This is a genomic window from Streptosporangium nondiastaticum, assembly GCF_003011965.1.
GTDB classification, from domain to species: domain Bacteria; phylum Actinomycetota; class Actinomycetes; order Streptomycetales; family Streptomycetaceae; genus Streptomyces; species Streptomyces nondiastaticus.
The window spans coordinates 35,874-53,570 of record NZ_PXWG01000005.1 but is presented as its reverse complement, the minus strand read 5'-3'; the positions used below and the strand labels follow the sequence as shown (position 1 = coordinate 53,570).

Annotated in this window: 15 protein-coding genes; 8 read left to right on the top strand and 7 right to left on the bottom strand. The window is 72.3% G+C overall.

The annotated features are described in order from the left end of the window. Nucleotides 1-350 precede the first annotated feature (350 nt). Entirely contained in the window at nt 351-1,172 is an 822-nt protein-coding gene (locus B7P34_RS04165) for an oxidoreductase (protein ID WP_106674400.1), read from the bottom strand. 101 nt (nt 1,173-1,273) lie between these two features. On the opposite strand from B7P34_RS04165, the gene B7P34_RS04160 reads away from it, so the two are divergent. Beyond that, on the top strand, nt 1,274-2,263 hold the full coding sequence (locus B7P34_RS04160) for an ATP-binding protein (protein WP_106674399.1): 990 nt from the start codon (nt 1,274-1,276) through the stop codon (nt 2,261-2,263). Here the strand turns inward: B7P34_RS04160 and B7P34_RS04155 are convergent. Continuing rightward, a complete protein-coding gene (locus tag B7P34_RS04155) occupies nt 2,244-3,479 on the bottom strand; it encodes a hypothetical protein (RefSeq protein ID WP_106674398.1) in 1,236 nt (411 codons plus the stop codon). The two genes, B7P34_RS04160 and B7P34_RS04155, sit on opposite strands and share 20 nt — an antisense overlap. A gap of 285 nt (nt 3,480-3,764) precedes the next feature. Between B7P34_RS04155 and B7P34_RS04150 the strand changes: the two genes are divergently transcribed. From B7P34_RS04150 to B7P34_RS04125, 6 genes are all read left to right on the top strand, one after another. Next, nucleotides 3,765-6,053: a SulP family inorganic anion transporter gene (locus tag B7P34_RS04150; protein WP_106674397.1), complete on the top strand. Its 2,289-nt coding sequence runs from the start codon at nt 3,765-3,767 to the stop codon at nt 6,051-6,053. A gap of 145 nt (nt 6,054-6,198) precedes the next feature. Next, on the top strand, nt 6,199-8,166 hold the full coding sequence (acs, locus tag B7P34_RS04145; protein ID WP_106674396.1) for an acetate--CoA ligase: 1,968 nt from the start codon (nt 6,199-6,201) through the stop codon (nt 8,164-8,166). 188 nt (nt 8,167-8,354) lie between these two features. Continuing rightward, nucleotides 8,355-9,752, top strand: a complete 1,398-nt coding sequence (gene nhaA, locus B7P34_RS04140; RefSeq protein WP_106674395.1) for a Na+/H+ antiporter NhaA — start codon at nt 8,355-8,357, stop codon at nt 9,750-9,752. A 66-nt stretch (nt 9,753-9,818) separates the two neighbouring features. Further along, nucleotides 9,819-10,286 (top strand): phage holin family protein, encoded by a 468-nt coding sequence (locus B7P34_RS04135; RefSeq protein WP_106674394.1) that lies wholly within the window; start codon nt 9,819-9,821, stop codon nt 10,284-10,286. Further along, nucleotides 10,283-11,290: an alpha/beta fold hydrolase gene (locus B7P34_RS04130; RefSeq protein WP_189382433.1), complete on the top strand. Its 1,008-nt coding sequence runs from the start codon at nt 10,283-10,285 to the stop codon at nt 11,288-11,290. Before B7P34_RS04135 ends, B7P34_RS04130 begins: the two co-directional genes overlap by 4 nt. A gap of 289 nt (nt 11,291-11,579) precedes the next feature. Beyond that, nucleotides 11,580-11,792: a hypothetical protein gene (locus B7P34_RS04125; RefSeq protein WP_030367282.1), complete on the top strand. Its 213-nt coding sequence runs from the start codon at nt 11,580-11,582 to the stop codon at nt 11,790-11,792. 108 nt (nt 11,793-11,900) lie between these two features. Here B7P34_RS04125 and B7P34_RS04120 read toward each other — a convergent pair whose 3' ends face one another. The 3 genes from B7P34_RS04120 to nth all read right to left on the bottom strand — a co-directional run bounded on the left by B7P34_RS04120 (nt 11,901) and on the right by nth (nt 14,791). Further along, nucleotides 11,901-13,100 (bottom strand): MarP family serine protease, encoded by a 1,200-nt coding sequence (locus tag B7P34_RS04120; RefSeq protein ID WP_106674393.1) that lies wholly within the window; start codon nt 13,098-13,100, stop codon nt 11,901-11,903. A gap of 81 nt (nt 13,101-13,181) precedes the next feature. Further along, complete coding sequence (locus tag B7P34_RS04115) at nt 13,182-13,865, bottom strand: NUDIX hydrolase (protein ID WP_106674392.1); 684 nt, start codon at nt 13,863-13,865, stop codon at nt 13,182-13,184. Beyond that, nucleotides 13,862-14,791 carry an endonuclease III gene (nth, locus tag B7P34_RS04110; RefSeq protein ID WP_223267481.1) on the bottom strand — a complete coding sequence of 310 codons (930 nt, stop codon included), beginning with the start codon at nt 14,789-14,791 and terminating at the stop codon, nt 13,862-13,864. Before nth ends, B7P34_RS04115 begins: the two co-directional genes overlap by 4 nt. Nucleotides 14,792-15,041: 250 nt before the next feature. Between nth and B7P34_RS04105 the strand changes: the two genes are divergently transcribed. Next, entirely contained in the window at nt 15,042-15,716 is a 675-nt protein-coding gene (locus B7P34_RS04105; protein ID WP_030367278.1) for a Crp/Fnr family transcriptional regulator, read from the top strand. Between the two features lie 167 nt (nt 15,717-15,883). Here the strand turns inward: B7P34_RS04105 and B7P34_RS04100 are convergent, their stop codons facing one another. Both B7P34_RS04100 and B7P34_RS04095 read right to left on the bottom strand, forming a co-directional pair. Further along, nucleotides 15,884-16,717, bottom strand: coding sequence for an MBL fold metallo-hydrolase (locus B7P34_RS04100; protein ID WP_106674390.1), 834 nt, complete (start codon nt 16,715-16,717; stop codon nt 15,884-15,886). Next, nucleotides 16,714-17,601 carry an NUDIX hydrolase gene (locus tag B7P34_RS04095; RefSeq protein ID WP_106674389.1) on the bottom strand — a complete coding sequence of 296 codons (888 nt, stop codon included), beginning with the start codon at nt 17,599-17,601 and terminating at the stop codon, nt 16,714-16,716. Before B7P34_RS04095 ends, B7P34_RS04100 begins: the two co-directional genes overlap by 4 nt. Nucleotides 17,602-17,697: the final 96 nt, after the last annotated feature.

The window sequence follows — 17,697 nt, the reverse complement described above, 5'->3', positions numbered from 1 at the left end:
CAAAGAACTGCGGCCTGACCTTCCGCTTCAGCGGCGACAGGAGTAGAAAGGACTTAACGGCCCGCGAGACCAGGGACATCCGGGAGGACGCCCTTCACGCACCACGGCCCCACGGACCGACGCATGAACGCCGGGCACCCACGCGACGCCGACCCGTCGATTACGGGCCAGCCGCACCAGGTGAGGGCAAAGTCCCCGGCCTGATGGGCAAATATCGTGCACGCATGGTAACCCGGCGAACATGCCAGCGGCGGTACCGGAGTTGACCGGTGCCGCCGCAACCACGTCCGGCGTCTTCTCCGCCCCGGACCCCCGCAGCGGCCGGTGACCGCCGCGGGAAGCCCGTGGACTCAGGCGGCTCCGCGCTGGAGCGCCTCGCACACGGCGGTGCTCTCCCGTACGCCCAGCTCGACCGCGCGGCCGCAATGGGCGATCCAGGCTCCGACGCCCTCCGGCGTGCCCGACGCATAGCCGTCGAGCGCAGCCAGATAGGCCTCCGCACCCAGCTCGGCATGGCCGACCTCGGCCGGGCAGATCGACTTGGGGTCGAGCCCGCTGCCCACCAGCACGATCCGTTCCGCGGCCCGCGCGACCAGGCCGTTGTACGAGCCGAAGGGGCGCAGGGCGAGCAGTTCGCCGTGCACCACGGCCGCCGTCACCAGCGCGGGCGCCTCCGTCCCCGCGAGGAGCAGCCCCGCCAGGCCCTCAAGGCGCCCGGCCACCTCCGACGCGCTGGGCACCGCCAGCCGGACCAGCGGCTCGTCGACGGGCTCCCCCTCCAGCCGGGGGCGGCCGACCGTCTCGTCCGGCCGCGTCCCGCCCGCCGCCACCAGGTGCAGCCTGGCCAGCACGCGCAACGGCGACTGCCGCCACACGCTCAGCAGCTGCCCCGCCTCGGCGGTCAGCCGCAGGGCGGCGCCCACCGCCCGCGCCTCCGTCTCGACGCCGAAGTCGGTGCGGCGGCGCACCTCTTCGAGCGCCCAGTCGGCACCGGACAGCGCGGCCGAGCCGCGCGCGCCGCGCAGTGCGGCCTCGGAAGTGATCTCGTTGCTGCGGCGGCGCATCACCCGGTGCCCGTAGACACGGTCCACCGCCTTGCGCACGGAGTCCACGGCGTCGGCCACGCCGGGGAGCGAGGCCAGGGCGGAGAGCGGATCGGCAGTCGTACTCATGCGTAAGACAGTACGCACTTCAGGTCTACACCCCTCGAACGAGTGGTCTTCTTCACGCACTGCTCTCACTCCGTGCACCCTCCCACCTACGCTTGGTGAACATGAAGATCGCTTTCGTAGGGAAGGGCGGCAGCGGGAAGACCACGCTGTCCTCACTGTTCATCCGCCACCTCGCCGCGGACCGCGCCCCCGTCGTCGCGGTGGACGCCGACATCAACCAGCACCTCGGCGCGGCACTCGGGCTGGACGAGGAGGAGGCCTCCGCACTGCCCGCGCTGGGCGCTCAGCTCCCCCTGATCAAGAACTACCTGCGCGGCAGCAACCCGCGGATCACCTCCGCGGAGACGATGATCAAGACGACGCCGCCGGGCGAGGGCTCACGCCTGCTGCGGATCGCCGAGGACAACCCGGTCTACGACGCCTGCGCCCGCCCGGTCGAGCTCGACGGCGGGCCCGTGCGGCTGATGGTCACGGGCCCGTTCACCGAGTCCGACCTCGGGGTCGCCTGCTACCACTCCAAGGTCGGGGCCGTCGAGCTGTGCCTCAACCACCTGGTGGACGGCCCCGGGGAGTACGTCGTCGTCGACATGACGGCCGGCAGCGACTCCTTCGCCTCGGGCATGTTCACCCGGTTCGACATGACGTTCCTGGTGGCCGAGCCCACCCGCAAGGGCGTGTCCGTCTACCGCCAGTACAAGGAGTACGCCCGCGACTTCGGCGTCTGCCTCAAGGTCGTGGGAAACAAGGTCCAGGGCCAGGACGACATCGACTTCCTGCGCGACGAGGTCGGCGAGGACCTGCTGGTGACCTTCGGCCACTCCGACTGGGTGCGGGCGATGGAGAAGGGCCGGCCGCCCCGCTTCGGCCTGCTCGAGGAGCACAACCACCGGGCGCTGCGCACCCTGCGCGAGACGGCGGACGGCTCGTACGAGCTGCGGGACTGGCAGCGCTACACCCGCCAGATGGTGCATTTCCACCTGAAGAACGCGGAGAGCTGGGGCAACGCCAAGACGGGCGCCGATCTGGCGGCCCAGGTCGACCCCTCCTTCGTGCTGGACGAGAGCTGGGCCTCTACCCCCCAGCCCGCTTGACGCGCCGGGCGGTGGGGAAGCGCTCCCAGCCGCCCTTGGGGGCCTGTCCGACGTCGAGCCCGCGCAGGGCCGACAGCAGCCTGTCGTCCTGCGCGTCGAGCCAGTCGGCCAGTTGCTTGAAGGACACGCAGCGCACCTCCTCCCTGGTGCAGACGGTCTTGATGACGCTCTCGACCGCCCGCATGTAGGTGCCGCCGTTCCAGGACTCGAAGTGGTCGCCGATGAAGAACGGCGCCCGGTTGCCCCGGTAGGCGCGGCGGAATCCGGCGAGGAGGCCGTCGCGCATCTGCTTCCCCCAGGCTCGGTGCAGGGCGCGGTCGCCCCGGGTCGTGCCGGACTGGTTGGCGAGGAAGTTGTAGTCCATCGACAGGGTCTCGAAGTCCCGGCCGGGCACCGGAATGTCCTGCAGGGGGAAGTCCCAGAGGCCGTTGATCTTGTGGGGCCACACCTGCCGGCCGCCGATGGAGCTCGCGTCGTAGCGGAAGCCCATGGCCCTGGCGGCCCGCACGAGGTTGCGCTGGCCTTCGAGGCAGGGGGCGCGGCCGCCGACGAGCTCCTTCCCGTAGTCGAACGGAAGCGGGTCCTCTTCCTTCAGGCCGGCGTTGGTCTTCCAGTTCCGCACCAGGGACCGCACCTGCCGGATCTCGCTCTTCCACTCCTTGGGCGACCAGGTGCCGACCCCCCGGTCGGGGCCGCAGAAGTGGCCGTTGAAGTGCGTTCCGATCTCGTTCCCGTCCAGCCAGGCGCCACGGAGCTGTGCCACGGTGTCCCTGACGCCCTTGACCGTGTTGAAGCCGATGTCCGAGGCGCCGGGCCGGTGCCGGGGCGGTTTGTAGAGGCGCCGCTTGCCCGCGGGGAGCATGTACACGCCGCTGAGGAAGTAGGTCATCGTCGCGTGGTACTTGCGGCCGACGGCGCGGAAGCGGGAGAAGAGGTGCTGCCCGTCCTCGCCCGAGCCGTCCCAGGAGAAGACGACGAACTGCGGCGGCCTGTGCCCGGGCTGGAGCCGGTCGGGGGTGGGCTGCCCGGGCTGGGGGCCCGTATCGGCGGTGGAACCGTCACCGATGAGGCGGACCGGACGGCCCCCGGCCTCGGGGTCGGCCGCGCCGCGCGGCGTGCCGGGGCCGGCGTCGCCCGAGCCCGAGCAGCCCGCCGAACCCGTCGCCAGCGCAAGGGCCGTGAGGCCGCCCAGCGCCACTTTCCATCCAGCGGCCATCAGCCACCTCTGCCTTCGCTGCCTGCCCGATCCGGCACCTCAACCTCGCATGCCCGACCCCCTAAATCGGTATTACAGACAGATAAAATGACAAATTCACTCAATCGATGGAACCGCGCCTTTATTCGACCTTCCACCCTTCCCTGGACTCTTTACTCTCCATTACGATCCGTTTACCGAGAGTTGAGTTAACCCCCGCCACCGCAGCCGCTCCCGCCGCTGCGCGCCGTGACCACGGCCGCGTCTTCAGCACGTCCGCGCCGCCCGACGAAGACGGGAACGCCCATGCAGCCTCAGTCAGCACCGCCGCACCGCCCGCGGGCAGCCACGGACGGCCCGGCGCCTTCCGACCGGTCCACCTGGCGCCGGGATCTCGCCGCTTCCTTCGTCATCTTCCTCATCGCCGTGCCGCTCTCCCTGGGCATCGCCCTGGCCACCGGAGCGCCGCTCCAGGCCGGGCTGGTGGCGGCGGCGGTCGGCGGCATCGTGGCGGGGCTGCTGGGCGGCGCGCCGTTCCAGGTCAGCGGCGCCGCCACGGGCCTGGTCGTGGTGACGGCCGAGCTGGTCCAGCAGTACGGCTGGCGGGCCACCTGCGCGATCACCGCGCTCGCCGGCCTGACCCAACTGGCCCTGGGCACGGCCCGGGTGGCCCGCGGGGCGCTGGCCGTCAGCCCGGCGATCGTGCACGGCGTGCTCGCAGGCATCGGCGTCACGATCGCCCTCGGCCAGCTCCACGTCGTCCTGGGCGACACCCCGAACAGCTCCGCGCTGGAGAATCTCGCCGCCCTGCCCTCGGAGCTGAGCCATCCGCACCCTTCGGCCCTGCTGGTCGGGGCCGTCACGGCGGCCGTCCTGGTGGGCTGGCCCCGGCTGCCGGGCCGGGCCGGGCGGTGGCTGCGCACGGTCCCCGCCCCGCTGGCCGCCGTGGCCCTCGCCACCGGCGTCAGCACCGGCATGACCGTGCCCCGCGTCTCGCTCCCCCAGTGGCAGCTGCAGGCGCTGCCCGATCTCCCCGACGGACCGGTCCTGGGCGTCTTCGCCGCGGTGCTGACGGTCACGCTCGTGGCGAGCATGGAGTCGCTGCTGTCCGCCGTGGCCGTGGACCGGCTGCGCGCCGAGCACGCGGGCCCGCAGCACGAGCCGGCCGGGCTCGACCGCGAGCTGGCCGGCCAGGGCGCGGCCAATGTGGTGTCCGGGCTCCTCGGCGGCCTGCCGGTCGCCGGCGGCGCGATCCGCGGCTCGGCGAACGTGGCGGCGGGGGCCGCCTCCCGCAAGTCCACCGTGCTGCACGGGCTGTGGGTGCTGCTCTGCGCCGGTCTGCTCACGACGGTCCTGGAGCTGATCCCGCTGGCGGCCCTGGCCGCGCTGGTGATGGTGGTCGGAGTGAAGATGGTGAGCTTCGCGCACATCAAGCACGTACAGCGGCACCGCGAGTTCCCCATGTACGCGTCCACGCTGGGCGCCGTGGTGCTGTTCGGCGTCCTGCAGGGGGTCGTCGTCGGCATCGTAGTCACGGCGTTCCTCTCGCTGCGGCGCCTCGCCCACACGCGCATCACCGTGGACGAGGAGGACGGCAGCCACCTGGTTCGCGTCAGTGGCCAGTTGACGTTCCTGGCGGTCCCCAAGCTGAGCCGGGCGCTCGCCCAGGTACCGCCGGAGGCGCCCGCGGTCGTGGAGCTGGGCGGCTCGTTCATGGACCACACCGCGTACGACACCCTCCAGTCGTGGACGAACGCCCATCGCGCGCGGGGCGGCTGGGTCACGCTGCGGGGCCGCGGCGGGCGGCCGATCGCCGAGCCGGCCAGTACGCACGCCTGCCGCCCCTGGACGCCCTGGCGCAACCACCACTGCACCCGGCCCGCCGCGCCGACCGACACCCTCGCCCCGCAGGGCGGGCAGCAACTGCTCGGCGGCGTCAGCGCGTTCCAGCGCAATACGGCCCCGCTCGTGCGGGCCGAGCTGGCGCGGCTCGCCCGCGAGGGCCAGTGCCCGACGCAGCTCTTCCTGACCTGCGCCGACTCCCGGCTCGTCACCAGCATGATCACTTCCAGCGGCCCGGGCGACCTCTTCACCGTGCGGAACGTCGGCAATCTCATCCCCCCGCCCGCCACGGACGGCTCGTGCGACTCCGTCGGTGCCGCCGTGGAGTACGCCGTGGAGGTGCTGAAGGTCGGCAGCATCACCGTGTGCGGGCACTCGGGGTGCGGGGCGATGCAGGCGCTGCTCGACTCCGAGGGCGGGGAGCCCGGCTCGCCGCAGACCACCCTCACCCGCTGGCTGCGCCACGGCCGCCCGAGCCTGGCCCGGATGCAGCGGATCGGGCGGCTCGGCCGCGGCGAGGTGGCGGTGGCCGACCGGCCCGTGGCCGACGCCCTCGAGCGGCTCGCGCTCGTCAACGTGATGCAGCAGCTCGACCACCTGATGGCCCACGCCTGCGTCGCGCGCCGCGTGGCCGAGGGATCGCTCCAGCTCCACGGCATGTACTTCCATGTGGGCGAGGCCCAGGCCTATGTCCTGGACCCGCCCTCACGCACCTTCACGGCCGTGCGCCCCGAGGTCCTCGACGCCGTCTGAACCCTCTTCTACAGGTCTAAACCATTTTTTATCAACAGCCCTTGTCAGGGTGTGCCCCGGGCTGGTGAGCTATGCCCCGGGACACTACGGGCACCCACGGGCACAGCACGGTCACCCAACGGGCACCCTGAGAAAGGGAGATGTCGTGAGCAACGAGAGCCTGGCCAACCTCCTGAAGGAGGAGCGCCGCTTCGCACCGCCTGCCGCCCTGGCCGCGAGCGCCAATGTCACGGCGGAGGCGTACGAGCAGGCGAAGGCTGACCGGCTGGGCTTCTGGGCCGCGCAGGCCCGCCGCCTGAGCTGGGAGACCGAGCCCACCGAGGTCCTCGACTGGTCGAACCCGCCGTTCGCCAAGTGGTTCGCCGACGGCCGGCTCAACGTCGCGTACAACTGCGTCGACCGCCACGTGGAGAACGGCCTGGGCGACCGCGTCGCCCTGCACTTCGAGGGCGAGCCGGGCGACACCCGCACCATCACCTACGCCGAGCTGCAGCGCGAGGTCTCCAAGGCGGCCCACGCCCTCACCGAGCTGGGCGTGCAGGCGGGCGACCGCGTCGCCATCTACCTGCCGATGATCCCCGAGGCCGTCGTGGCGATGCTCGCCTGCGCCCGGATCGGCGCGCCGCACTCGCTGGTCTTCGGCGGCTTCTCCGCCGACGCCCTCGCCACGCGCATCAACGACGCCGACGCCCGCGTCGTCATCACCGCCGACGGCGGCTACCGCCGCGGCAAGCCCTCCGCCCTGAAGCCCGCCGTGGACGAGGCCCTCACCCGCCCCGGCACGGAGAACGTCCGCAGCGTCCTCGTCGTCCGGCGCACGGGCCAGGAGGGCATCGGCTGGACCGAGGGCCGCGACGTGTGGTGGCACGAGCTCGTCGAGCGCCAGCCCGAGGAGCACACGCCGCAGGCGTTCGACGCCGAGCACCCGCTCTTCATCCTCTACACCTCGGGCACCACGGGGAAGCCGAAGGGCATCCTGCACACCACGGGCGGCTATCTCACCCAGGTGTCGTACACCCACCACGCCGTCTTCGACCTCAAGCCCGAGTCGGACGTGTTCTGGTGCACCGCCGACGTCGGCTGGGTCACCGGCCACTCGTACATCGTCTACGGCCCCCTGAGCAACGGCGCCACCGAAGTGCTCTACGAGGGCACGCCCGACAGCCCCCACCAGGGCCGCTGGTGGGAGATCGTGCAGAAGTACGGCGTCACGATCCTCTACACCGCGCCGACCGCGATCCGCGCCGCCATGAAGTGGGGCGACGACATCCCGGCCAAGTTCGACCTGAGCAGCCTGCGCGTCCTCGGCTCGGTCGGCGAGCCCATCAACCCCGAGGCCTGGGTCTGGTACCGCAAGCACATCGGCGGCGACCGCACCCCCGTGGTCGACACCTGGTGGCAGACCGAGACGGGCGGCATCATGATCAGCCCGCTGCCCGGGGTCACCGAGACCAAGCCCGGCTCCGCCCAGGTCCCGCTGCCCGGCATCGCGGCCACCGTCGTGGACGACGAGGCCCGCGAGGTGCCCGACGGCTCCGGCGGCTACCTCGTCCTCACCGAGCCCTGGCCGTCGATGCTCCGCACCATCTGGGGCGACGACCAGCGCTACCTCGACACCTACTGGTCCCGCTTCGAGGGCAAGTACTTCGCGGGCGACGGCGCCAAGAAGGACGACGACGGCGACATCTGGCTGCTCGGCCGGGTGGACGACGTCATGCTCGTCTCCGGCCACAACATCTCCACCACCGAGGTCGAGTCCGCCCTCGTCTCGCACCCGAAGGTCGCCGAGGCGGCGGTCGTCGGCGCGACCGACCCGCAGACCACCCAGGCGATCTGCGCCTTCGTCATCCTGCGCGGCGGCGCCGACGCCGAGGAGGAGGGCCTGGTCGAGGAGCTGCGGGCGCACGTCGGCAAGCAGCTCGGCCCGATCGCCAAGCCCAAGCGGATCCTCCCGGTGGCCGAGCTGCCCAAGACCCGCTCCGGCAAGATCATGCGCCGCCTCCTGCGCGACGTCGCCGAGCACCGCACCCTCGGCGACGTCACCACCCTGACCGACTCCTCGGTCATGGACCTCATCCAGTCCCAGCTCCCCGCGGCCTCCAGCGAGGACTGACCGCAGGGACCTCGATCCCCAGGAAGGGCGCCCGGCTGCTGCCGGGCGCCCTTCCGCTCGTTCCGCTTCACTCGTTCCGGTTAAGGTGAGTAGTGGTCGCGTAAAAATCGTGACAAGAATCAGAGGCGCGCCGGGAAGTCTGGTCGGCACACAGCACACGTGTATCCGCACCCAGGAGGTCCCCCGCCGTGGCCGCGCCCAAGAACCGCCGCTCCGTATTCCTCGGCCGGCTGCCGCTGCCCGAGCGGAACTTCCTCGCCGACGCCCTGCGCACCGAGACCGTCGGCGGCGTGCTCCTGCTCGTCGCCGCCGTCGCCGCGCTGATCTGGGCGAACACTCCCCTGCGCGACAGCTACGAGGCCGTGCGCGACTTCCACTTCGGCCCGGGCTCGCTGGGGCTGAACCTCTCCGTGCAGCACTGGGCGGCCGACGGCCTGCTCGCCGTCTTCTTCTTCGTCGCGGGCATCGAGCTCAAGCGCGAGCTGGTCGCCGGCGAGCTGCGCGACCCCAAGGCGGCGCTGCTGCCCGTCATCGCCGCGATCTGCGGCATGGCCGTGCCCGCGCTCGTCTACTTCACCGTCGTGACGAGCGGCAACGGCTCGACGGCCGGCTGGGCGGTGCCCACCGCCACCGACATCGCCTTCGCCCTGGCCGTCCTGGCCGTCATCGGCACGGCGCTGCCGTCGGCGCTGCGCGCGTTCCTGCTCACCCTGGCCGTCGTCGACGACCTGTTCGCGATCCTGATCATCGCGGTCTTCTTCACCCAGAAACTGAACTTCGCCGCCCTGGGCTTCGCCGTGCTGGGCCTGGCCGTCTTCTGGCTCCTGCTCCGCAAGGGCGTCCGCGGCTGGTACGTCTACGTGCCGCTGGCCGTCGTCAACTGGGCGCTGATGTACAACAGCGGCGTCCACGCGACCATCGCGGGCGTGGCCATGGGCCTGATGCTGCGCTGCCACCGTCACGAGGGCGAGCGGCACTCTCCCGGGGAGCACATCGAGCACCTGGTGCGCCCCCTTTCGGCGGGGCTGGCGGTGCCGCTCTTCGCCCTGTTCTCGGCGGGTGTGGTGGTCTCCGGCGGCGCGCTGTCGGACGTCTTCACCAAGCCCGAGACGCTGGGCGTCGTCCTGGGCCTGGTCGTGGGCAAGACGATCGGCGTGTTCGGCGGGACGTGGCTCGCCGCCCGGTTCACCCGGGCCGAGCTCAACCCGGACCTGAAGTGGCCCGACGTGTTCGCCGTCGCCTCGCTCGCGGGCATCGGCTTCACGGTGTCCCTGCTCATCGGCGAGCTGGCCTTCGGCACGGACCTGCTGCTGGCGGACGAGGTCAAGGCGGCCGTGCTCGTCGGTTCGCTGATCGCCGCGGTCTGCGCGAGCGCGCTGCTAAAACTCCGCGACAACAAGTACAAGAAACTGTGCGCGGACGAGGACCGCGACGAGGACGCCGACGGCATCCCCGACATCTACGAGCAGGGCAACCCGGACTACCACCTGCGGATGGCGGCGATCCTCGAAGCGAAGGCCGCCGAGCACCGCAGGCTGGCCGAACTCGTCGCCAGGGACACCACCCGGGACGATGGTCCGGCATGATCTGAGAGGCTTTACATCCGCCGAAAGCCCGCGGATGACGTGGCGACGAAGATGAGGGAGCAGCCGATGAGCGCAGCCGACGACGGTGCGAACGGTGCGAACCGCACTCTCGGCCAGCTGGTGGCTACGGCCACCACCGAGCTGTCCGCGCTGGTGCACGACGAGATCGCACTGGCCAAGGCCGAGCTGCGGCAGGACGTCAAGCGCGTCGGCATCGGCGGCGGCGCGATCGCCGCGGCCGGCACGCTCGCGCTCTTCTCGCTGCCCGTGCTGAGCTTCGCGGCCGCGTACGGCATCCACAACCTCGGTCTCGGGCTCGCCTGGTCGTTCCTGATCGTCGGCGGTGCGTTCCTGCTGATCGCGGCGCTGCTCGGGCTGCTGGCGGTGGCCAAGTTCAAGAAGGTCAGCAAGCCCGAGAAGAGCATCGCATCGGCGAAGCAGACGGCGGCCGTGCTGGGCACCGTCAAGCCGCACCCGCGTCCGCTGACAGACACGAGCCCCGCGGACGCATCTGTGACACGCTCGACCGTATGACGGTGCCCGATACCTCCGCAGCGACTTCGTCACCCGATCCCCTCGTTCCGGCGGCCGCGCCGGGACCGGCCCCGACGGGCGTCCCGGGCGGCTCCGCCGCGTCGGTCGTCCGGCCCGAGGGGCCCTGGGTCCACCGGGACGTCGCGGCGAACGGCGCGCGGTTCCACATCGCCGAGATGGGCGACGGGCCGCTGGTCCTGCTGCTACACGGCTTCCCGCAGTTCTGGTGGACGTGGCGGCACCAGCTGCCGGCGCTCGCCGGGGCGGGGTTCCGGGCGGTGGCCATGGATCTGCGCGGGGTGGGCGGCAGCGACCGCACGCCGCGGGGCTACGACCCGGCCAACCTCGCTCTCGACATCACCGGCGTGATCCGTTCCCTGGGCGAGCCGGACGCCGCCCTGGTCGGCCACGACCTCGGCGGCTACCTGGCGTGGACGGCGGCCGTGATGCGGCCCAAGCTGGTGCGCAGGCTCGCGGTCTCCTCCATGCCGCACCCGCGCCGCTGGCGTTCGGCGATGCTCGCCGACCCCCGGCAGACCTCGGCGAGCAGCCACATCTGGGGGTTCCAGCGGCCGTGGATCCCGGAACGCCGGCTGGTCGCCGACGACGCCGCGCTGGCCGGGCGGCTGGTGCGCGAGTGGTCGGGGCCGCGGCAGCCGGACGACGAGGCCGTGGAGACCTACCGCCGGGCGATGTCGATCCCGTCGACGGCGCACTGCTCGATCGAGCCGTACCGCTGGATGGTGCGGTCGATGGCACGGCCGGACGGCATCCAGTTCAACCGGCGCATGAAGCGGCCCGTGCGGGTGCCCACGCTGCACCTGCACGGATCCCTCGATCCGGTGATGCGCACGCGCAGCGCCGCGGGCTCCGGGGAGTACGTGGAGGCGCCGTACCGCTGGCGGCTCTTCGACGGGCTCGGGCACTTCCCGCATGAGGAGGATCCGGTGGCGTTCTCGACGGAGCTGATCAACTGGCTCAAGGATCCGGAACCCGACCGCTAGACGCACGCACCGACCTGCTGGGGGTCCGGGGGTTATCCCCCGGGAGATGCAGCCCGCATGAGGAGGATCCGGCGGCTTTCTCGACCGAGCTGATCAGCTGGCTGAAGGATCCGGAACCGGACCGCTAGGGCTGGCCGAAAGCGTACGGGCCGGGCAGGCGGCGGATGGGCCACTCTCCGTAAAGCGAAGGGGAACGTCCGTTCTTCGAACGGCCAATTGCCCGGCGCATAGGCCGATTGAGGGACCCCCGAGCGATTACCGACCTTTCGGTCCGGGCACAGAGCACGGTATGGGCTGGACGCACGACTACCGTGACGTGACTCAGGAGCGGGGCGCCGAGGGCGACGCCGCGCTGATCGTGAGCGAGATGCCGGAGAGGGCCGTGAGGGGCGAGCACCGGCCATCCGCCGGGCACGATCCGCGCATCGGCATTCCGCGCATCATCCGGCGCCGCGCCCGCTGGGTGTCGGCGCGGCTGCGCCATCACCCGCGCGGCCGCTGACCCGCCGGGCCGCTGACCCGCCCGGCACGAGTCTCCGGCCGCCGCTCCGTGCAGCGGCCGGAAAGACCCCGGGCCCCGGCAAGCCCCTGGAAGGGCCCGCGGAAGGGCTCAGAGGGCGCAGCCCTGGGTGTTGACCCGCTCGGTCGCCCGGCGGCCGCTGGTGGCGTCACCGCGCACCTCGTCGGCGGTCAGGGCGTAGCCGGTCTCGGCGTCGTCGAGGGACTTGGCGAAGACCACTCCGTAGACCCGGCCGTCCGGCGTGAGCAGGGGCCCGCCGGAGTTGCCCTGGCGGACGATCGTGTAGAGCGAGTAGACGTCGCGGCGGACGTTGCCGCGGCGGTAGATGTCCGGGCCGTTCGCCTGGACGCGGCTGCGGACCCGCGCGGCGCGCACGTCGTAGGAGCCGTTCTCCGGGAAGCCGGCCACGATGGCGCCCTTGCCGCTCTCCGCGTCGGCCTCGGCGAACCGCAGCTCGGGGGCTTCCAGGTCCGGCACCTCCAGCACGGCGATGTCGCGCTTCCAGTCGTAGAGGACGACCTTCGCCTCGTACTGCCTGCCCTGCCCGCCGACCTGGACGGTCGGCTCGTCGACGCCGCCGACGACGTGGGCGTTGGTCATCACCCGCTGCGGGGCGAAGACGAAGCCGGTGCCCTCCAGGACCTTGCCGCAGCTGGGTGCGGTGCCGACGACCTTGACGATGCTGCGCTGGGCCTCGGTGGCGACGGGGCTGCCCGCGAGCGCGGGGTCGGGCGCGGGCACGTTGGTGATCGGCTCGGTGGAGAAGGGCGCGAAGACCTGCGGGAAGCCGTTCTGCGCGAGGACCGTGCTGAAGTCGGCGAACCAGGTGTTGGCCTGCGGGGGCACGACCCGGGCGACGCCGAGCAGCACCTTGGAGTTGCGGACCTCCTTGCCGAGCGTCGGCAAGGAGGTGCCGGCGAGGGCAGAGCCGATCAGCCAGGCCACCAGCAGCATCGCCAGGACGTTGACGAGCGCGCCGCCCGTGGCGTCCAGGGCGCGGGCCGGGGACCAGGTGATGTGCCGGCGGAGCTTGTTGCCCAGGTGGGTGGTGGCGGCCTGGCCCACGGAGGCGCACACGATGACGATGACGACGGCCGCTATCGCGGCGGCCATGCCGGGGTCGGCGTCTCCGGTGGCGCTGTCCCAGATGACGGGCAGGAGGTACACCGCTACGAGGCCGCCGCCGATGAATCCGATCACCGACAGCACGCCCACCACGAAGCCCTGGCGGTAGCCGACGACGGCGAACCACACGGCGGCGACCAGCAGCACGATGTCCAGCACGTTCACCGGGTATGCCTCGCAATGATGTCGTCTGCGGTGTCGCCGGCCCGGGGGCGGGCGTGGGCCGGGATCACCGTCTCATGCCCGTCAGGCCCGCCGGTCCAGCGGTACCCGGCGATCGCGGTCCCAGGGGCGCTCCCAGCCCGCGTAGTGCAGGATCCGGTCGATCACACCGGCGGTGAAGCCCCACACGAGGGCGTCCTCGACCTTGAAGGCGGGGCCGGTGTGACCGCTCGGGTGTATCGCGGTCGCCCGGTTCTCCGGGTCGGTCAGGTCGGCGACGGGCACGGTGAAGACGCGGGCGGTCTCGCCCTTGTCGACCGGCTCCACGGGGGTGGGCTCGCGCCACCAGCCGAGCACGGGCGTGACGACGAACTTGCTCACGGGGATGTACAGCTGCGGCAGGACGCCGAAGATCTGGACGCCCGCGGGGTCCAGGCCGGTCTCCTCCTCCGCCTCGCGCAGCGCGGCGCGCACGAGGCCGCCGGAGGCGGGGTCGCCGTCCTCCGGGTCGAGGGCGCCGCCGGGGAAGGACGGCTGCCCCGCGTGGGAGCGCAGCGTCCCGGCCCGCTCCAGGAGGAGCAGCTCCGGGCCCTTGGGGCCGTCGCCGAAGAGGACAAGCACGGCGGACTGCCGGCCGCCGGTCTCCGGCGGCAGGAAGCGGCTGAGCTGATGGGGCTCGATCGTCTCCGAGGCGCGCGCCACCGGCTCCAGCCACTCGGGCAGGCCCTCGGCGGTGACCGCGGCCCCTCGGCCGTACGTGCTCGTCATGCGTCGCCTCCCAGCGGCGGGGCCGGCAGGCCCGGATAGTCGGGCGGGGGCTTGAGCCGCTGACCGGGCTTGCCGCCCTTCTCGTACTTGAGGAGCTTCTCGGCCTTCTCGGGATCGGTCTCCCCCTCGCCGTACGAGGGGCAGAGCGGGGCGATCGGGCAGGCGCCGCAGGCGGGCCTGCGGGAGTGGCAGATACGGCGGCCGTGGAAGATCACGCGGTGCGAGAGCATGGTCCACTCGCTCTTGGGGAAGAGCGCGCAGATCTCCGCCTCGACCTTCTCGGGGTCGGTGGCCTCGGTCCACTTCCAGCGCCGCACGAGCCGCCCGAAGTGGGTGTCCACGGTGATCCCCGGCCGGCCGAAGGCATTGCCGAGGACGACGTGGGCGGTCTTGCGGCCGACGCCGGGGAGGGAGACGAGGTCCTCTATGCGGCCGGGGACCTCTCCTCCGAAGCGGTCGCGGATCGCGGTGGACAGGCCGATGAGCGACTTGGCCTTGGCGCGGAAGAAGCCCGTGGGCCGGATGAGCTGCTCCAGCGTCTCGGGGTCGGCCGCCGCCATGTCCTCGGGCGTGGGGTAGGCGGCGAAGAGGGCGGGAGTGGTCTGGTTGACGCGCAGGTCCGTCGTCTGGGCGGAGAGCACCGTGGCGACCAGGAGCTCGAAGGGATTCTCGAAGTCGAGCTCGGGGTGGGCGTAGGGATAGACCTCGGCGAGCTCGCGGTTGATCCGGCGGGCCCGGCGGACGAGGGCGGTGCGGGACTCCGGCCCGGCACCCGCCGCGGCCTTCGGCGTCCGCGCGGCCTTCGCGGCGGGGAGCGCCTTCGCGTCCTGCGCGTCCTTCGCGCCCTTTGCGGAAGATGTTGCTCCGCTTTTCTTTTTGGCCTTGTTCGCGGCTTTCGCCGCCCCCGTGGGCGCGCGTTCGCCCACAGCGGAATTGCGAGGCGGAGTCACCCTTCCGGCCCCCTTGCCCTGTGCTCTCACCGGCGTATTGGACACCCGGCCAGACTAAGGCCCGCCACTGACATCCGGCCCTCGCGCAGAAAAACCACAGCCCAATCGGACCCCTGCCGTAGGGCTTCGGGCGACGATGCGCGACACTTGTGTTTGATCACACAGTTTTACCGACGGGCATCATGGGGACCACGGTCCTCTGTGCATGTCGACAAGGAGAGAACTCGTGGACGACGTTCTGCGGCGCGCCCCGCTTTTCGCGGCGCTCGATGACGAGCAGGCCGCTGAGCTGCGCGCCTCCATGGGCGAGGCCACCCTCGCGAGGGGCGACGCCCTGTTCCACGAAGGGGACCCCGGCGACCGCCTCTACGTGGTGACCGAGGGCAAGGTGAAGCTCCACCGCACCTCCCCCGACGGCCGCGAGAACATGCTGGCCGTCCTGGGCCCCGGTGAGCTCATCGGAGAGCTGTCGCTCTTCGACCCCGGACCGCGCACCGCCACCGCCACCGCCCTCACCGAGGTCAAGCTGCTCGGCCTCGGCCACGGCGACCTGCAGCCCTGGCTCAACGCCCGCCCCGAGGTGGCCACCGCCCTGCTGCGCGCCGTCGCCCGCCGGCTGCGCCGCACCAACGACTCGATGTCGGACCTCGTCTTCTCGGACGTGCCCGGCCGCGTCGCCAAGGCCCTGCTCGACCTGTCGCGCCGCTTCGGCGTGCAGTCCGAGGAAGGCATCCACGTGGTGCACGACCTCACCCAGGAGGAGCTGGCCCAGCTGGTCGGCGCCTCCCGCGAGACGGTCAACAAGGCCCTCGCCGACTTCGCCGGCCGCGGCTGGCTGCGCCTGGAGGCCCGTGCGGTGATCCTCCTCGACGTGGAGCGGCTCGCGAAGCGCTCCCGCTGACGCAAGCCGTGCGGGGCGTGCACGTCGCACGCCCCGGGCGCACGGCGCGACGGGAGCGCCCTCCGGCGCGCCCACGAGCCCGGAAGGCCCCTGCCGTGGACGGCAGGGGCCTTCGGCATGCGTACGCGCTCCGCACGCACAGGCAGCCCACGAGGGCCACGGTCAGCTCACTGGATCAGCCCGTGCTCCCCCAGGTACTCCAGCTGCGCCCGTACGGACAGCTCCGCCGCCGGCCACAGCGACTGGTCGACGTCCGCGTAGACGTGGGCGACCACCTCGGACGCCGAGCGGTAGCCGCTCTCCACGGCGGTCTCCACCTGCGCGAGCCGCTTCGCCCGGTGCACGAGGTAGAAGTCGACGGCGCCGCGCGCGTCGTCGAGGACAGGGCCGTGGCCCGGCAGCACCGTCCTCACGCCCTCGTCCACGGTCAGCGCGCGCAGGCGGCGCAGCGAGTCGAGGTAGTCGCCGAGCCGGCCCTCGGGGTGGGCGACGACCGTCGTGCCGCGGCCCAGCACCGTGTCGCCGGTGAACACCGCCCCGTCGGCGGGCAGGTGGAAGCAGAGCGAGTCGGCGGTGTGGCCGGGCGTGGAGAGCACGTGCAGCTCCAGCCCGCCGGTGGTGACCACGTCACCGACGCCCAGTCCCTCGCCGCCCAGGCGCAGCGCCGGGTCGAGGGCCCGTACGTGCGTGCCGGTCAGCTCGGCGAAGCGGGCCGCACCGCCGGAGTGGTCGGGGTGGCCGTGCGTGAGCAGAGTGAGGGCGATGCGCTTTCCGGCCGCCTCGGCCGTCGAGACGACGGTCTGGAGGTGGGTCTCGTCCAGTGGTCCGGGGTCGATGACGACGGCCAGGTCGGAGTCCGGTTCGGCGACGATCCAGGTGTTGGTGCCGTCGAGCGTCATCGGGGACGGGTTGGGCGCGAGGACGCAGGTCGCGCGGGCGGTCGCGGGGCCGCCGAGGGCCCCTGCGCGAGGCCGGCCGGGGAGCTCGGTCGCGGATGTCATGAGTCGGCCTCCGAAGGTCCCGAGGGTTTCATGGCGACGTGCCGGGTGAATTCGTCGTGTCCGGGCCAGCTCAGCACGATCTCCCCGCCTTCGAGTCGCGCTCTGGCCAGGACGGGGGTGAGATCCCTGTCACGGGCGGCGGCCAGGGCGTCGGCGGCGCTGCCGTACGGGCGCAGCTGGCGCAGCGTGGAGATGGTGGGCGGCATCATCAGCAGCTCGCCGCGGTCGAAGCCGTCGGCGGCCTCGGCGGGGCTGATCCACACGGTCCGGTCCGCTTCCGTGGAGGCGTTGCGGGTGCGCTGTCCTTGGGGAAGGGCGGCGACGAAGAACCAGGTGTCGTAGCGGCGCGGTTCGAACTCGGGCGTGATCCAGCGGGCCCAGCCGCCCAGGAGGTCGCTGCGCAGGAGCAGGCCGCGCCGCACGAGGAAGTCGGCGAACGCCAGCTCGCGGCTGACGAGGGCGGCCCGCTCGGCCTCCCACTCGGGCCCCGTGGTGTCCGCGACGACCGTGCCGGGGGTGGGGCCCGCGAGCAGCACCCCCGCCTCCTCGAAGGTTTCCCGGACGGCGGCGCACACGATGGCCTGGGCGGAGGCCGCGTCGACGCCCAGGCGCCGGGCCCAGTCGGCGGGGGCGGGGCCGGCCCAGGGCACGTCCCGCTCGTCGCGCGGGTCGACGGAGCCGCCCGGATACGCGTACGCGCCTCCGGCGAAGGCCATGGAGGCGCGTCTGCGCAGCATGTGGACGGCGGGGCCGTCGGCTCCGTCGCGCAGCAGCAGGACGGTCGCGGCGCGGCGGGGGCGTACGGGGTCGAGCTCGCCCCGCGTGAGCGCTCTGATCCGGTCCGGCCACTCCGGCGGATACCACTGACCGTTCGAAGTCGACATGGCCGGATGCTATGCGCTCACGGGCGGATGTTCGAGGGGGACGAGGGCCGGTGGGCGGCAGGGCCGGGGGCGGCAGCGCCGACGGCCCGGGCGGGG

Excerpts from the sequence above, each read along its gene's own strand:
- B7P34_RS04165 (WP_106674400.1), bottom strand. The coding sequence starts at position 1,172 with ATGAGTACGACTGCCGATCCGCTCTCCGCCCTGGCCTCGCTCCCCGGC.
- B7P34_RS04160 (WP_106674399.1), top strand. The coding sequence starts at position 1,274 with ATGAAGATCGCTTTCGTAGGGAAGGGCGGCAGCGGGAAGACCACGCTG.
- B7P34_RS04155 (WP_106674398.1), bottom strand. The coding sequence starts at position 3,479 with ATGGCCGCTGGATGGAAAGTGGCGCTGGGCGGCCTCACGGCCCTTGCG.
- B7P34_RS04150 (WP_106674397.1), top strand. The coding sequence starts at position 3,765 with ATGCAGCCTCAGTCAGCACCGCCGCACCGCCCGCGGGCAGCCACGGAC.
- B7P34_RS04135 (WP_106674394.1), top strand. The coding sequence starts at position 9,819 with ATGAGCGCAGCCGACGACGGTGCGAACGGTGCGAACCGCACTCTCGGC.
- B7P34_RS04130 (WP_189382433.1), top strand. The coding sequence starts at position 10,283 with ATGACGGTGCCCGATACCTCCGCAGCGACTTCGTCACCCGATCCCCTC.
- B7P34_RS04125 (WP_030367282.1), top strand. The coding sequence starts at position 11,580 with ATGGGCTGGACGCACGACTACCGTGACGTGACTCAGGAGCGGGGCGCC.
- B7P34_RS04115 (WP_106674392.1), bottom strand. The coding sequence starts at position 13,865 with ATGACGAGCACGTACGGCCGAGGGGCCGCGGTCACCGCCGAGGGCCTG.
- B7P34_RS04100 (WP_106674390.1), bottom strand. The coding sequence starts at position 16,717 with ATGACATCCGCGACCGAGCTCCCCGGCCGGCCTCGCGCAGGGGCCCTC.
- B7P34_RS04095 (WP_106674389.1), bottom strand. The coding sequence starts at position 17,601 with ATGTCGACTTCGAACGGTCAGTGGTATCCGCCGGAGTGGCCGGACCGG.